This window comes from Actinopolyspora lacussalsi (genome assembly GCA_030803735.1).
Taxonomy (GTDB): domain Bacteria; phylum Actinomycetota; class Actinomycetes; order Mycobacteriales; family Pseudonocardiaceae; genus Actinopolyspora; species Actinopolyspora lacussalsi.
Genome location: JAURUC010000001.1, coordinates 2441831 through 2457759 on the forward strand (window position 1 = coordinate 2441831; position 15929 = coordinate 2457759).

13 protein-coding genes are annotated in these 15929 nt (G+C 68.0%); 5 read left to right on the top strand and 8 right to left on the bottom strand.

Features of this window, described 5'->3' with window-relative positions; genetic code table 11:
- Positions 1–281 precede the first annotated feature (281 nt).
- Positions 282–2189, bottom strand: a complete 1908-nt coding sequence (gene typA, locus J2S53_RS10850) for a translational GTPase TypA (RefSeq protein WP_092978423.1) — start codon at positions 2187–2189, stop codon at positions 282–284.
- Positions 2190–2477: 288 nt separating this feature from the next.
- Between typA and J2S53_RS10855 the strand changes: the two genes are divergently transcribed.
- Positions 2478–2666: a hypothetical protein gene (locus J2S53_RS10855; RefSeq protein ID WP_130468088.1), complete on the top strand. Its 189-nt coding sequence runs from the start codon at positions 2478–2480 to the stop codon at positions 2664–2666.
- Between the two features lie 282 nt (positions 2667–2948).
- Here the strand turns inward: J2S53_RS10855 and J2S53_RS10860 are convergent, their stop codons facing one another.
- The 4 genes from J2S53_RS10860 to J2S53_RS10875 all read right to left on the bottom strand — a co-directional run bounded on the left by J2S53_RS10860 (position 2949) and on the right by J2S53_RS10875 (position 6496).
- Complete coding sequence (locus J2S53_RS10860; protein WP_092922188.1) at positions 2949–3254, bottom strand: YciI family protein; 306 nt, start codon at positions 3252–3254, stop codon at positions 2949–2951.
- A gap of 120 nt (positions 3255–3374) precedes the next feature.
- Positions 3375–4232 (bottom strand): (deoxy)nucleoside triphosphate pyrophosphohydrolase, encoded by an 858-nt coding sequence (locus J2S53_RS10865; RefSeq protein WP_456240862.1) that lies wholly within the window; start codon positions 4230–4232, stop codon positions 3375–3377.
- A 98-nt stretch (positions 4233–4330) separates the two neighbouring features.
- Positions 4331–5725, bottom strand: coding sequence for a sensor histidine kinase (locus J2S53_RS10870; protein ID WP_456240863.1), 1395 nt, complete (start codon positions 5723–5725; stop codon positions 4331–4333).
- Positions 5726–5788: 63 nt separating this feature from the next.
- Positions 5789–6496, bottom strand: coding sequence for a response regulator transcription factor (locus tag J2S53_RS10875; RefSeq protein ID WP_456240864.1), 708 nt, complete (start codon positions 6494–6496; stop codon positions 5789–5791).
- Between the two features lie 218 nt (positions 6497–6714).
- On the opposite strand from J2S53_RS10875, the gene J2S53_RS10880 reads away from it, so the two are divergent.
- From J2S53_RS10880 to J2S53_RS10895, 4 genes are all read left to right on the top strand, one after another.
- Positions 6715–7863, top strand: a complete 1149-nt coding sequence (locus J2S53_RS10880) for a LolA family protein (protein ID WP_456240865.1) — start codon at positions 6715–6717, stop codon at positions 7861–7863.
- Complete coding sequence (locus tag J2S53_RS10885; RefSeq protein ID WP_456240866.1) at positions 7863–8843, top strand: ABC transporter ATP-binding protein; 981 nt, start codon at positions 7863–7865, stop codon at positions 8841–8843. Before J2S53_RS10880 ends, J2S53_RS10885 begins: the two co-directional genes overlap by 1 nt.
- Complete coding sequence (locus J2S53_RS10890) at positions 8840–9700, top strand: ABC transporter permease (protein WP_092978416.1); 861 nt, start codon at positions 8840–8842, stop codon at positions 9698–9700. The genes J2S53_RS10885 and J2S53_RS10890 overlap by 4 nt, the downstream gene beginning before the upstream one ends.
- Before the next feature lie 310 nt (positions 9701–10010).
- Positions 10011–12233, top strand: a complete 2223-nt coding sequence (locus J2S53_RS10895) for a terpene synthase family protein (protein ID WP_456240867.1) — start codon at positions 10011–10013, stop codon at positions 12231–12233.
- Between the two features lie 68 nt (positions 12234–12301).
- Here J2S53_RS10895 and J2S53_RS10900 read toward each other — a convergent pair whose 3' ends face one another.
- The 3 genes from J2S53_RS10900 to J2S53_RS10910 form a co-directional block, all read right to left on the bottom strand.
- Positions 12302–13129 (bottom strand): class I SAM-dependent methyltransferase, encoded by an 828-nt coding sequence (locus J2S53_RS10900; protein WP_092978408.1) that lies wholly within the window; start codon positions 13127–13129, stop codon positions 12302–12304.
- Positions 13130–13195: 66 nt separating this feature from the next.
- Positions 13196–14332 carry an ABC transporter ATP-binding protein gene (locus tag J2S53_RS10905; RefSeq protein WP_456240868.1) on the bottom strand — a complete coding sequence of 379 codons (1137 nt, stop codon included), beginning with the start codon at positions 14330–14332 and terminating at the stop codon, positions 13196–13198.
- On the bottom strand, positions 14332–15897 hold the full coding sequence (locus J2S53_RS10910) for an ABC transporter permease (RefSeq protein ID WP_456242769.1): 1566 nt from the start codon (positions 15895–15897) through the stop codon (positions 14332–14334). The genes J2S53_RS10905 and J2S53_RS10910 overlap by 1 nt, the downstream gene beginning before the upstream one ends.
- Positions 15898–15929: the final 32 nt, after the last annotated feature.

Genomic DNA, 15929 nt, shown 5'->3' on the forward strand with positions numbered 1-15929 from the left:
ACGGGAAGCACACGACGCCGAGTTCGGTACACGCTGGACGAACCTCCGTTGCGGATCCGGCCGGAACCACGACCCTCACGGACGCCCCCGCACGGGCGACGTCGTTCTACCCGCCGCCCTGCCGTCACATGGTTCCGAACGGACACGACCATGCCACATTCCGACCCGGTTCCACCCGGCGACTCCGCGAGATGGTCGGTGCGGGAGCGGAGTCCCCTGCCGACCACCCCCGAAACCCCGGGGTCGGACCGGAACCGGTTCGGGCCGGCGGCAACGTTCGGTCAGCCCTGCGAGTCCCTGGACTTGGCCCGGGAGCGTTCCCTGCCGCGCTGGGTGCCGTCCAGGGTGACCTTGCGAATGCGCAACGCCTTGGGTCCCACCTCGACGCACTCGTCCGCGGAGCAGAACTCCAGCGCCTCCTCCAGGCCCAGCTTGCGCGGGCGAGCGAGCCGTTCCAGCTCCTCGGAACCGGCCGAGCGCATGTTGGTGAGCTTCTTCTCCTTGGTGACGTTGAGGTCCAGGTCCTCGGCCCTGGGGTTCTCCCCCACGACCATTCCCTCGTAGACCTCGTCACCGGGCTCGACGAAGAAGGTCCCCCGGTCGGACAACTGCATCAGGGCGTAGTTGGTGACCGGACCGGTGCGGTCGGCCACGAGCGATCCGCTGTTGCGGGTGCGCAGTTCACCCGCCCACGGGTAGTAGCCCTCGAAGACGTGGTTGGCGATCCCCGCTCCCCTGGTCTCGGTGAGGAACTCGGTGCGGAAACCGATCAGTCCGCGCGCGGGCACCACATAGTCGAGCTTGATCCGGCCGGTGCCGTGCCCGTCCATGGTCTCCATCTTGCCCTTGCGACTGGCCAGCAACTGGGTCACCGCGCCCAGGTGGTCCTCCGGGATGTCCAGGGAGAGGCGCTCGAAGGGCTCGTGCAGTTTGCCGTCGATGGTCTTGGTGACCACCTCGGGCTTACCCACGGTGAGTTCGAATCCCTCTCTGCGCATGGTCTCCACCAGCACGGCCAGAGCCAGCTCGCCACGGCCCTGCACCTCCCAGGTGTCCGGGCGTTCGGTGTCCACGACACGCAGGCTGACGTTGCCGACGAGCTCGGAGTCCAGGCGGTTCTTGACCAGTCGGGCGGTGACCTTGCTGCCGCCGTTGCGCCCCGCGGTGGGCGAGGTGTTTGTGCCGATCGTCAACGAGATGGCGGGGGCGTCGACCGTGATGCGCGGCAACGGATCCGGCTGCTCCGGATCCGTGAGGGTGTCACCGATGTTGATGTCGGGAATACCCGCGATGGCGACCAGGTCACCGGCCGAGGCGTAGTCGGCGTTGACCCGCTCCAGGTTCTCGGTGACCATCAGCTCGGTCAGCCGCACCTTCTCCACGCTGCCGTCCTCGCGGCACAACCCGACGGTCTGCCCCTTGCGCAGCTCACCGGCGTGGATCCGGCACATCCCGATCCTGCCCAGGAACGAGGACGCGTCGAGGTTGGTGACCAACGCGCGCAGCGGAGCCTGCGGATCCCCCTTCGGAGCGGGCACGTGCTCGAGCAGGGTGTTGAACAGCGGTGTGAGGTCGCTCTCGGGGACCTCGCCCAGCGCCGGGGCGGTCATGTCGGAGCGCCCGGCCTTCGCGGAGGCGTAGACGACGGGGATGTCCAGCACCGACTCGTCGGCACCGACCTCGGCTGCCAGTTCGAGCAACAGTTCGTGGGTCTCGTCGACCACCTCGGCGACCCTGGAGTCCGGCCGGTCCACCTTGTTGACGACCAGGATCACCGGAAGCTCGGCCGCGAGGGTTTTGCGCAGCACGAACCTGGTCTGCGGCAGCGGCCCCTCGCTGGCGTCGACCAGCAGCATGACGCCGTCGACCATCGACAGGCCACGTTCCACCTCACCGCCGAAGTCGGCGTGGCCCGGGGTGTCGATGACGTTGATGGTCGTCGACCCCTCCGGAGTCACCCGCCGGATCGCGGTGTTCTTGGACAGGATCGTGATGCCCTTCTCCCGCTCCAGGTCATTGGAGTCCATCACGCGGTCAACGGGCTCGGTGCGCTCGGAGAACGCGCCGGACTGCCGGAGCATGGCATCCACCAGGGTGGTCTTGCCGTGGTCGACGTGCGCGACGAGCGCGATGTTGCGCAGATCGGTACGGGTGCGCTGGTTCGGGCTGGCGACACTGGTGGCGGACACGCAGGAACTCCTGGCTGTCGTACGGGTCGTGGTAACGGCTTCGTTTCGGAAACCACCCGGATGGTTCGCCCGCGACGGAACCGGCGGGTGTGGCCACCGCGGAATCGAATTCGTGATCACACGCCAGCGGCGTGCTCCCCTTCCGGCGGCCTGCTTCTTCTCCCCCAGGATAGTGCACCGAGGCGGTCATTCGGTCGTGTGGCTCGACACCATCGGCCAACGGTTGACCCAACGGGGTTAGGTTCGCCTATCCTCACCCTTGACCGCCGCTCCCCGCAGGAGGATCACGTGGGAAAGAAGAAAGACACCATCAAGGTGAAACGAAAGTGCTGCCACTCGAAATCAGCGTGCAAAACCTGCCCGATCGTGGTACTACGCGAAGCACTCCGGGAGTCGAAGGCGGCGGAAGCCGAAAAAGCCCGCAAGAAGCGGAAAAAGAAGGAGAAAAAAGCGGCTCTCGAAACGACCGAGCAATAACACCCCACCCGAGGACGCAACTACGCGGAACTCCCCGAATCCGAGTCCCGAAACCCGAATTCCGGCATCCGAATCCGGGGCGTCCGACCCCAGGAGATCCGACACCGGGACATCCGACACCGGGACATCCGACACCGGGACATCCGGACCACCCATCCTCCGGAACGTGCGCCAAGGGCTGTCGGTCCGCGACCATTCCACTCCGGTGACCGGCCCAGTCCCGCGAGCACCCCGGAACCCGACACCGTGCGAACGGTGCCGCGAACCGAGGCGACCCGCTCGCTACTCCGCCGGGGTCAGATGATCGGCGTAATCGGCCAGCTCCGGGATGGTTCGAAGCGCCTGGAACTCGATCACCTCCTGACTGGCCACCTTGTGCACGACGAACGGGTCGGTCGCCAGGATGGCGTCCAGCTGCCCACGCGACATGGACCGCGCGATGATGACTCCGCCGGTCCGGGGGTGCCGCCTTCCCGAAGCCACGAAGTCTCCGGAGTCTTGATGATGGGACAGCCATTCGGAATGATCCGGCAACAGCGCGTCCACATCCGCCAACGGGGCCGTGTAATGCACCAGAACTACGTACATTCTTTCACGATAGCGCCGATCGACAATCGAGGCGAGCAACGTCGTACAACGCCACACTATTCGACCAACCGGAAGAACATTTCAGACAAATCCGAAATTTAGTCGCGAATCCGCTTCGGGTTATTTTGGATCACGTTTTCCGCTTTCGGCAACCATGATCCTCCGCAGCGAGTCGAGCAGCAGTCGGTCGGCCTCCAGCCATTCCAATCCCACCAGCTGGGAGAGTTCGATCCAGCGCAGCGCCCGGTGTTCCACCGGAACGGGCGGGCGCGCACCCGCCGCCAGCCGTGCCCGCCAAACCCGCAGCGACATCCCGGACCCCGCTGACAGCGGAATATCGGTTCCCACCCTCCCCAGCGGAACCACCTCGGTGGCGAGCTCCTCGCGGCACTCCCGCACCACCGCCTCCGGCTCGCCCTCACCCGGTTCGACCCTGCCACCGGGTAGTTCCCAGCTGCCCGCGTGGTGAGCGGGATAACGCCGCTGCTGCGCGAGCAACATCCCGTCCTCGACGAGCGCGGTACCCACTACGACCGGCCGGGGCGCCCACTCCGAGACGAGCTCCCGCACCGCCGCGAGACAGGCGCTCACTCGCCCGCACAACCACTCGGGGAGGCCATCCCCCGCCAGGTGAATCTCGCAACGGGACCGGTTACCCGTCGTACGCTCCTCCGGCCTGAACTCCAGCAGCGCCGAACCACCGACCGCGGGAGAGTCGAGGCGCAACCGCAGCCCCGTCTCGTCGGCACGCAGCACGGTTCCCACCCCGCCACTTTCACCGCCCGCGTCATCGGAGTCCGCCGCGTCACCCGCACCGACGGCGACTGGAAACCGATCGCCGGCCAGCAACAGCTCCCCCACCGCTTCGGGCACTCGTTCCGCTGTCGCGCCGAGAAATCCGGTCACGGTACGGGTGTGCCGCAGCGCCGCGGCGACCACGTGGACGGGAGCGTTGACGGCGAAAGCGGATCCCAGCACGACAGGAATCGTGCCCGCCCCGGTGCGGAGCGATTTCCCCGGGGCGAGAACACGCCGGAACACCGACGGCCCGGGCAGTCCGCCGCTCCCTGCTCCGGTCACAACGCCCGACTCCGGTCACCGCCCCGGTCGGGAAGGCGAACCTCGAACCGCGCGCCCCCTTCCGGAGAAGTCCCCACCTGTGTCGATCCGCCGCGTCGTCGGACCACTTCGGCGACCAGCGCCAGTCCCAGCCCCGAGCCACCACCGTCACGTGCGCGATCGGGTTCGGCACGGTAGAACCGCTCGAACACGTGGGGGCGGTGCTCCGGTGCTATGCCCGGCCCGTCGTCGTCCACGAGCAGCCGCGCGCCCCGCGAGGTCGGCAGCACGGAGACACGCACGATGGCCCGCGCGTAGCGCAGCGCGTTCGCGACGAGGTTGTCCAGCACGGTGGCGACCTCGGCGGGCGTGGACCACACGGTGACGGCGGACAGTGGTGTGGCCAGACGCACCCTGGCCCCGGTGCCCGCCGTGTTCGACCGGTCCACCACCAGTCGCGCCGCCGCCACGAGTTCCACCGGTTCCCCCTCGGGGGGTGTAGCGGTGTCCGAGCGCGCCAGCGCCAGCAGTCCCTCCACCAGTTCGGACAGGCGCCGGGCCTCCTGTTCGATCTGCCGCAGCGTCTCCTGGGCCAGTTCCGGGTCGGGGTGAACCACCGCGACCTCCGCCTGTGCCCGGATCGAGCCCACCGGATTGCGCAGTTCGTGCGCCGCGTCCCCGGTGAACCTGCTCAGTCGCTCGGTGTCCGCGTCACGCCGGGCGAGCATGTCGTTGGTCGCCCGCGCGAGCGAGCGCAGCTCGTCGTCGGCCTCCGGCAGCGGCAGTCGCTCCCCCACCGGCAGTCGCGCCGCGGCCAGCCGCATCCGGCGCACCGGACGAAGCGCCCCGCGTACCGCCAACCAGGTCGCCGTGCCCACGAGCAGCGCGACGACCAGCGAGCCGATCCCGAGCACCCGGTTCGCGGTGGTGCGAACGTCGCGATAGGCCGAGAGATCCGTCCGGGCCAACACCAGCAGGGGTTTGCCGCTCGGAGCGGCCACAACGCGACCCACCCAGCGCACTCCCGCCCCGGAATCACCGGTTCCGCCGGACCTGGTGACGCCCTTGCCCGCTTTCAGGCTGTTGATCTCCCAGGGCCGCAGCGCGGTGGCCCCCCGTCCGTCCACCGGGTTGCCCGCGGTGTCCAGCACCCGGATGCCGTCTCCGGCGACCCGCCCGGGAGCGGAACCCCCGGTCAGGTTCGTCGCGGCGGCACGTGACTCGGTGCGAAGCCTCGTGTCCACCGACTCCAGCGAGAGCAGCCCGATGAACGCACCGCTGATGGACACGATCACGGCCAGCCCGAGCAACGAGGCGAACACGGCGGCGACGCTGGTGCGGAACTGCACGGTCCGCCGCCGCCACCAGGCGCGGGGGCCGCGACCGGCCACGAACCGGAAACGACGTCTCATGGGATGACGCGCCCCTCGTATCGGGCGGGAACAGCGGTGCCGGAGTCGAACCGGCGTCGTGCCTCACGCATCGTTCATCCGGTACCCGTGGCCGCGCACCGTCTCCACCAGTTCTCCCGCACCGACCGCGTCGAGCTTGCGCCGCAGATAACCGACGTAGACCTCCACCACGTTGCGGGTGACCTCCTGGTCGTTGCCCCACACCGCCTGCAGCAGATCCTCCTTGGTCAGCACCGTGCCCGGGCGACTCGCCAACGCCACCAGCAGTTTGTACTCCCTGGGCGACAACGCGATGGGGTCACCGGCCCAGCTGACCTTGCGTCCGGAGCGGTCGATCTCCAGTTCACCGACCCGGAGGCTTTCCCGCCTGGCGGGGGTGTCACCTCTGCGAACGAGCGCCCGCACCTGCGCGGCCAGCACCACGAACGAGAACGGTTTGACCACGTACCCGTCGGCTCCCAGATCCAGCCCGTCGGCCTGGTCGAACTCACCGTCCTTGGCCGAGACCAGCAGCACCGGTGTGTGTACCCCGCGATGCCGTAACCGTTCCAGCACCCGGTAGCCGGACAGGCCGGGAAGCAGCACGTCCAGCAGAATGACGTCGAACGATCCCGTCACGCCCAGCCGGAGCGCTTCGTGCCCCTCCGCGCAGACGGTGACCTCCATACCTTCGGCGGACAAGCCGCGACGCAACGCGGTCCGGACACCCGCTTCGTCGTCGACCACCAGTACTCGGAGGGGAGTGTTCTCATGGTTCACGACTCTCAGCATGCCCGCGACACCATCGACAACGCATCGCACGCCCGGTTTCCATCGCGGTGGACGGCACGGTCCACCATTGACGGGTCACCGGTGTCCGACCCAGCCCACCGAGGTGCGATTCCCCAGCACACGAGCCCGAACGAAAGCCCGGAGTCGTATTCTCAGGATCATCTCAGCGGGACGGGTGCAAGGTGGGTGTCGACCACAAGGAATTCGAAGGGACTCGGATGAGACGCAGGAACATCGCGCTTACCGCCTCGGCCGGAGTCGCCGCCGGAGCGCTCGGACTCACCTCGATGACGCTTCCCGCCGGCGCGCAGAGCCCCCAGCTTCCCCAGGTGTCCGCCGACGAGCTGGTCGCTTCGGTGATGGAGTCGGATCCACCGGCACTCGCGGGCAGGATCACCGTGCACAACGAGCTCGGGTTACCCGCTCTCCCCGGAGCGGGTGAGGCGGGCGAGCTGCTCTCGGGTGGCGACAAGTCGATGCGGGTCTGGTACGACGGTCAGCAGCGGCAACGGATCTCGATGTCCAACGGCAGCGACGAGACCACCGTGGTCGACGACGGCAACACGGTGTGGAAGTGGGACTCCGCCGAGCGCACCGTGGTCAAGTACTCCCACGGGGATTCCTCCCGGGAAGAGTCCGGGACGGAACGTCCGGACGCGGGCACTCCGGCGGACCCCTCGGAGCTCGCCCAGCCCTCGGAGATCGCCCAGCGGCTCGTCGGCAAACTGCGGGAGACCAGCAGCGTACAGGTGGACGGCACCGCGAGCGTCGCGGGACGGGACGCCTACGAGCTGGTGCTGACACCGAAACCGAACGAGCGCACCAAGCTGCGGGAGGTCCGGATCGCCGTGGGAGCCGAGAATCGGATCCCGCTGCGGGTGGAGGTCAACACCAACGGTTCGAGCGATCCAGCGCTGCGGGCCGGGTTCTCCGAACTGAGCACGGGCGCGCAGGACGCGGAGCTGTTCCAGTTCACCCCACCGGAGAACGCGAAGGTGCGCACGCCCGAAAAGCCCGAGGAGCGGAGTTCCGTTCCCTCCCGGGAGGAGGACCCCGGCTCCGGCGACGGCAACCGCCTCAGGACCGAGGGAACCGGCTGGGACACGGTGGTGCTGAGCCGCCTGCCGGAGAACGCGATGCGTTCGTCCGCCGGTGACGGTGAACAGTCCGGAGCCGGTGCCGCCGAATCCGGGGAAACCGGTGTTCGCGCCATGGCCGAACGCATGGGATCGCCGGTCAGCGGATCGTGGGGCCACGGCTGGGTGATCAACACCTCGGTCGGCTCGGCGATACTGACCTCCGACGGCCGGGTGGTCGCCGGTGCGGTTCCGCAGCAGGTATTGATCGAGGCACTGCGGGACGCCTGATGACAGGACCCGCTGACACCGCCGAGGCGGGGGCCACGAGCGCCCCCGCCTCCGGGCGTGACGAACCGGAACCCGCACTGCGCACCAGCTCGCTACGCAAGACCTACGGCGGGACAGTGGCGGTCGCCGATGTGGACCTGTGGGTACCTCGCGGTGCGGTGGTCGGCATGCTCGGTCCGAACGGATCGGGCAAGACCACCACGATCCGGATGCTGCTGGGGCTGACCGAGCCATCCTCCGGATCGGTCGAACTGCTCGGGCACCGCATGCCGGACCAGAGCGGTCGTGCACTGCCTTCGGTGGGAGCCCTGGTGGAAGGACCGGGGTTTCACCCCTTCATGTCGGGTAGGCGGAACCTGCTCCGCTGTGCCGCCATGGAGCCCGCGCTGTACGGCTCGGACATCGCCACGGCGGTGCGGCAGGCACTGGAACGAGTGGGGCTCGTCGAGGCCGCGGAGCGCAAGTACCGCTCCTACTCGCTGGGCATGAAGCAGCGGCTCGGGCTGGCCGCGGCGTTGCTCGTGCCGCGCGACCTCGTGGTGCTCGACGAACCCACGAACGGTCTGGATCCGGCCGGCACCAGGGAAATACGTCGAATCATCGCGGAGCTGCACGCGAACGGGACAACGGTGGTGGTCTCCTCACACCTGCTGTCCGAGGTGGAGGCGACCTGCACCCATGCGGCCGTGCTGCAGGCGGGCTCGCTGATCGCCCAGGGCGAGTTGGCGACCCTGCTGGAGTCCGGCGGACCCAATCTGCTGCTCCGAGTCTCCGACAACGACTCGGGGCTGGAAGCGCTGCGGCAGAGCGGCATACCGGCTCGCGTGGAGGAGGGAGAGCTACGAGTGGAGCTGTCCGAAACGGACGCACCCGCAGTCATCGCGGCACTGGTGCACGCCGGGATCGGGGTACACGAGGCACGCCGGGACCGGGCCGGCCTGGAGGAGATCTTCGCCCGACTCACCGAGGGGGAGTCATGACGGGAACGGCCTCACGAGTCGAGCTGCCGTCCGGCGTCCGGCAGCGTGCTTCGGCGCCGTTCGGGCGAGTGGTTGGCTCCGAACTGAGTTGGATACTGCACCGGCCGCGCAATCTGCTCGCGCTGCTCGGGCTGGCGGTGATTCCCGTCCTGATCGGAACGGTGCTCGCCATAACCGGAGGTCCTTCCGGCGGAACGGGACTGTTCTCGGCGGTCGCGGGCAACGGACTGGTCCTCCCGGTGCTGGCCCTGATGCTGACGCAGAACCTGCTGCTGCCGTTGATCACCGCGATGGTGGCCGCCGACGGACTGGCGGGCGAGGCGGCCAACGGCACGCTGCGCGGACTGCTGCTGGCACCGGTCGGCAGGGTACGGCTGGTGGTGGTCAAGGCACTGGGCGTGCTGCTGATGGTGGTACTCGCCGTCGGTGTCGTCGCGTTGAGCGGAGTGCTGACCGGACTGCTGATCGTCGGAAGCGACGGTCTCGTCACTCTGTCCGGCACCACTCTCCCGCTGGGGGAGGCGCTGGGCAGGGTCGCACTGGCGACGGGCTGGTGCGCGGTGCAGATGGCCGCGGTCGGCGCGGTCGCGCTGGCGATATCCGCGACGACGGAGCACTCGCTGCTGGTACTCATCGCCACGGTGGGGGGTTTGATCGTGTTCGGGGTGCTGGAGGCCATTCCGTCCCTGGAGTGGCTCAAACCGATCTTCATAACCGCCGACTGGTACTCCATCAGCGATGTACTGAGCGATCCGATCCGCTGGAACAATCTGGTGGACGGACTGTGGCGCGCCGGTTGCTACATGCTGGTGGGCTTTTCGGCGGCCGTGACACGGATGGCCACCAAGGACACCTGACTCGACCGTGACAGAGGGTTTGTCCGTAACGGCGCGGCGATTTCGCGAGAAATTGACAACGACCGCGCCTTGCCGCCCAACCTGCCCGAACATTTCGCGAGAAATCGACGCCGCCGGAACGGGATCAACGACGCCGCGAGTCGGCGACCGTGCCGGAACGGCCGCCGACGGGCAACGTTCGATTGGTTCGATCGTCTGATGGACATCACCCGATAGAACACGAGCGTCGCTCGGATGGCCGTAGCAACGTACTACTCCGAATTGCCAACCTGCTCCTCGGCATCCCGCAGTCGACAGAGTAGGCGGACCGATGGTCGCTTTCACCTACCCGGAGTTCTACCTGCCCCACCCAGCCCGGCTGAATCCGCACCTGGAACGTTCCCGGAGGCACAGCGCCGAGTGGGCGGAGCGGATGGGCATGTTGGAAGCTCCCAAACCGGGAGGTGGTGTGATCTGGGACCGACAGGCGCTGGAGAAGATGGACTACGCGCTGATGTGCGCCTACACCCACCCCGACTGTGACGGACCGATGCTGGATCTGATCACCGACTGGTACGTGTGGGTGTTCTTCTTCGACGACGACTTCCTCGAGCAGTTCAAGTACTCCCGGGACCTGCGCGGCGCACAGCGGTACCTGGACCGGCTGGACCTGTTCATGCCCGAGGACGACCAGCAGGCACCGGAACCCGCCAACGCCGCTGAGGCGGGTCTGCACGATCTCTGGCAGCGCACCGCACCGTCGATGTCGAGCGGTTGGCGCAGGCGATTCACCCGCAGCACCCACAATCTGATGGTCGAGTCGATGTGGGAGCTGGACAACATAACCCGGGGCAGGATCGCGAATCCGATCGAGTACATGCAGATGCGGCGCAGGGTGGGTGGCGCGCCGTGGTCGGCCAACCTGGTGGAGTGCGCCGTCAGGGCGGAGCTACCGGACCACATCACCGCTCTTCGCCCGATCGAGGTGCTGTCCGACAGCTTCTCGGACGCGGTGCACCTGCGCAACGACCTGTTCTCCTACCAACGGGAGGTCGCCGAGGAAGGCGAGAACTCCAACGCGGTGCTGGTGTTCGAACGATTCCTGGACTGCTCCACCCAGCAGGCGGCCGAGCTGGTCAACGACCTGCTGACCTCCCGGCTGCAGCGGTTCGAGAACGCGGCGCTGCACGAGGTTCCCGCGCTGTTCGCCGACAACGGTCTACCCCCCGACGAGCAGGCCCGAGTGGCGGCCTACGTCAAAGGACTGCAGGACTGGCAGTCCGGCGGCCACGAATGGCACGCCACGTCCAGCCGCTACACCAACGAACAGCTCGAAACCCGGGACAGCCCGGTACTGGGGGTGCTGGGAGGCCCGAACGGGCTAGGAACCTCGGCGAGCAGGCTCCACACTTCCACCGCGACGATCGGGATGGCGCACCGCTCGCGGCAGCACTCCCATCAACCGTTCGAGCGAGTGGGACCGCTTCCCCTCCCCGAGCTGGACATGCCCTACGCCTTCCGCACCAGTCGACACATCGACACGGCACGCGTCTACGCGGTCGACTGGGCGCGCCGTATGGGAATGTTCGACTCGGTGCCCGGCGTGGAACTCGGCGGCGTCTGGGACGAAGAGCGTTTCGTGAATCTGGATCTGCCGCACTGCGCCTCGATGATCCACGCCGACGCGGAATTGGACCAGCTCAAGCTGTCCTCGGACTGGTTGGCCTGGGGAACCTACGGTGACGACTACTACCCGCTGGTGTTCGGGACCACCCGCAACCTGACGGCCGCCAAGCACCAGGACGCACGGCTCCCTGCCTTCATGCCGTTGGACATGAGCGGCACACCGGAACCGAGCAACCCGGTCGAACGCGGCCTGGCCGACCTGTGGCAACGCACCGCCACACCGCTGTCTCCCGCCGCCCGTGGCGAGTTCCGCGAGGCCGTGTTGAACATGACGTCCAGTTGGGTCTGGGAACTGGACAACCAGACCGCCAACCGGATACCGGACCCGGTGGACTACATCGAGATGCGTCGTAGGACGTTCGGTTCGGACATGACCATGAGTCTGTCCCGCCTCTCGGCGGAGAACTCGATCCCGCCGGAGATCTACCGCACCCGCACGCTGCGGGAACTGGACACCGCCGCACAGGACTTCGCCTGTTTCGTCAACGATCTGTTCTCCTACCAGAAGGAGATCGAGTTCGAGGGCGAACTGCACAACATGGTGCTGGTGGTGCGCAACTTCCTGGGAATCGACCAGCAACGTGCACGCGATGTCGTGGGAGAGCTGGCCAACTCCCGGATGGCCCAGTTCCAGCACATCATCGCCAACGAGCTGCCCGGGCTGTACGAACAGTTCGACCTGGACGAGGACGTGCGGCGTCAGCTGGAGCGTCACGTGGCGGAGCTGCAGGACTGGATGTCGGGCATCCTGGAGTGGCACCGCCGCTGTGTGCGCTACACCGAGGCCGAGCTGCGGCGTGTCGCGAACCCCTTCGGTTTCAGCTTCGGGCCCACCGGCCTGGGAACCGCCGCCGCCCGGATCGCCTGACAGGCCGGGAGGACTGTTCGTCCCGGTGCCCGAAACGCCGGGACGGCAGATCCTCGCACAGGAACGGACTACCGTGCGGGTTTGGCGGCGGCCAGCGAGTACATCAGCGGCGAGCGTGCCGATCGCCCGGGGTAGCGGAAGTGCGAACCGTCGTGGACCAGCGTCGCGTAGCGCTGGAACGGAATCGTGTCGTGTTCGTGCAGGAACTCGATCCGCAACCCGGCACCCGCGAGGGCACTGACGACGTCACCGAGGGTGTGGTGCCACTCGGTCACGGTGTTGTGCGCGGTCTCGGCTTCCCAGTCGGCATAAGAGCCCGGTGAGTCGTAGGTACGGGGATGACGCGTGAAGTAGTCGCGGTTGACGGTAAGGCCCTGTTCGTCGTCGAGAATCTCGGTCAACGGATGGAACTCGGCCAGATGGAGTCGACCGCCGGGACGCAGCAACCCTGCCACGATGCGCGCCCACCGAGCGATGTCGGGCAACCACATCAGGGCACCACTGCCGGTGTAGACGATGTCGAACTCCCCAGCCCCGAGCTCGTCCACCGCTTGGTAGAGATCGGCGGCTACGAAACGCGCCCGGTGGGAGAGTCCTACCTGGGTGGCGAGGTCGGTCGCGGTGCTGATCGCCGAGGCGGAGAAATCCAGACCGGTGACGCGAGCCCCGTGACGCGCCCATCCCAGTGTGTCCAATCCGATGTGACACTGCAGATGGGCCAGCTCCAGACCGGCGACGTCACCTACTTCCTCGAGTTGAAACCGGTCGAGGACCTCATCTCCCGCGCGAAAGCCGTCAAGGTCGTAGAACGTGCTCGCGGTGTGGAGCGGAACCCGCTCTTCCCAGTGGCGTCTGTTCTCGTCGATCAGATCGGCAGTGTTACGGGCCTCGCGCATAGCGGGATCATACGTGCGAATCGCGCCTTCCGGACAAGCCGTTTTCGACGACGTTTCGTCCCGCACTCAACGGATCTTCCCCTCATTCCGGAACTCTTCGGTGATCAGGGCCGTGCCGTTCGGTTCGAGGGTCAGCGTCACCTCCTCGTCGAGGTGGGGAACCTCGTCGAGCGAGGTGACGGCTTCCAGCGGTTCGAGCCGCGGCGCGTCCGGCACGGTCACCGTCAAGCGCACGTGGTCGTGCCGATGGACCCGTTCCCGCACCACAGCACGGGGCTGCCCGGCCGGGTCCTCCTCTCCGGCGGGAACTGCCCGCAGTCCCGCCGAACGGAGTCCGATCCGGACCGTCCCCACGGGGCAGTCCGAGGGGCGAGGCAGCGTACCGAGCTCACAACGGATCGTCTCCTCATCGGCGAGACCGGACAGAATGGTGCCGCAGCCCAGGAAGCATGCCACTTCCTCGGTGGCGGGCCGGTGCCAGAGGCGCCACGGGGTATCGAGCTGTTCGATCCGCCCCGCCGCGAGTACCGCTATCCGGTCGGCGAGCGTGAATGCCTCGTCGTGGTCGTGGGTCACCAGCACGCCGGTCATCCGATTCCGGTCGAGCACGCGTGCCAGATCCACGGCCAGCCGTTCCCGCAGCATCCGGTCCAGCCCGGAGAGCGGTTCGTCGAGCAGCAGCAACCGGGGCTCGGCGGCCAGCGCCCGAGCCAGCGCGACCCGTTGCGCCTGCCCACCGGACAACTCGGTGACTCGTCGATCCTGGTAACCGGCCAGCCCGACCAGTTCGAGAAGCCGCGCCACCGTCTCGCGGCGCTCGCGCCTGCCGACCGATCGCATCCGCAGCGCGAAGTCCACATTGCCCGCCACGTCGCGGTGTCCGAAGAGCTGGCCGTCCTGGAAGACCATGCCGAAACCGCGGCGATGCACCGGCACGCCGGACAGCTCGACACCGTCGAAGGCGATCCGTCCTTCCGAAGGACGCTCCAGTCCGGCCACGCTCCGCAGCAGGGTGGTCTTGCCACAGCCGGAGGGCCCCAGCACGGCCAGCACCTCGCCACGGGACACACTGAAATCCACCTCGGACAGTGCCGTGGTGCCGCCGTAGCGCACCGTCAGTCCTTCCAGTCGCAGGCCGTCGTCCGGTTCACGGCGGTTTTCCGGCACCGCCGCTGTTTTCCGGTACCCGAGTGCGGAACGCATCAGAACTCCCCCGACGAATCGGAACGCAGGGTTTCGATGACCAGCACAGCCCCGGCGGTGACCAGCATCAGCAATGCACAGGCCGCGTAGGCCATCTGGGTGTTCAGCTCGCCGGGACGGCTGAGCAGCGTGCTGATCGCCACCGGAAGTGTCGGCGCCTCCGGGCGGGCCAGGAAACCGGTGGCGCCGAACTCGCCAAGTGCGACGACGAAACCGAAGCCCGCGGCGGTAACCACCGCCCGCCCCGCCAGTGGCAGGTCCACCTCGCGACGGATCCGCCACGGTCCGGCCCCCAGCGTCGCTGCGGCAGCACGCACCCGTCGGTCCACCGAGCGCAGGACCGGCAGTATCGTCCTGATCACCAGCGGCGTGATCACCAGGGCCTGGGCGAACGGCACCAGCAGCGGCGAGGTCCGCAGATCGCCGGGCAGCACGTGCAGCGTGACGAGGTAGCCGAACCCGACCGTGACGGCGGAGACTCCCAGCGGGAGCATCAGGGCGGCGTCCATGAGCTCCGCCGCCCACCGGCTGCGCAGACTCGTCAGCACCAGGCAGGCGAGCACACCGAGCAGCAACGACATCCACGTCGCGTCGGTTGCGGTGCGCAGCGAGTTCCACGCGGCCTGCCACCCCGACACGTCCAGTACTCCCCCGGTGCCGGACAACGCCCGATAGCCGGCCAGACTCCAACCACCGCGCGCGTTCACCGAACGCACGAGCAGGGCGACGATCGGAGCGGCCAGAGCTCCGAGCACGACGACCGCGCAGCCCACCGGTACCCACTCGACGCCGCTCGGGCGTCGTACGGCGGCTCGTGACCGGCGCAGTGCGAGCACGTTCTCCCTGCGGCCCCGGGCAACCGCGGCGACGGCCAGCGCGGCCAGCACCGCCGCGAACTGCAGCAGCGACAGCGCGGCCGCGCCGGACAGGTCGAGCAGCCGCACGGTGCGCAGGTAGATTTCCGTTTCCAGCGTCCGGTACCGCCCGCCACCCAGTACCAGCACCACGCCGAAACTGGTGGAGCAGAACAGGAAGACCACCGCCGCGGCCGACCACAGTGCGGGGCGCAACGCGGGTAGCGTCACGGTGCGGAAAGCGCGGAAGGGCCCCGCCCCCAGGCTACGGGCCGCGTCGGTCGCTCTCGGGTCGAGCTGGGTCCACAGTCCGCTGACGGTCCGGGCGACCACGGCGACGTTGAAGAACGCGTTGGCAAGCACGATCGCCCAAGCGTTCGGCTCGGCGGTGCCGAGCAGAGCGCGGAAGGCCATTCCCACCACCAGGGTGGGGAGTACGAACGGGACGGTGATCAGGGCGCGCAGCAGGGCCTTTCCCGGCACGGGCACCCGCGCGAGCAGGTAGGCCAGCGGCATCCCGGCCACGATCGCCAGGACGGTGGAGGCCGCCGCCTGGCCGAGCGTGAAGGCGACGATCCGCCAGGTTTCCGGAGCGGTCAGTACCGCACCGAGGCCCGAGCCCAGTCCGAGGCGCAGGATCGCCACCACCGGCCACGCGAAGAAGACGCCGAGAAACCCCAGCACCAGCGCGGCGCCCACGGTGATGAACACGGCGTGTCCGCGTGGTCGTGGACCGGAAACCG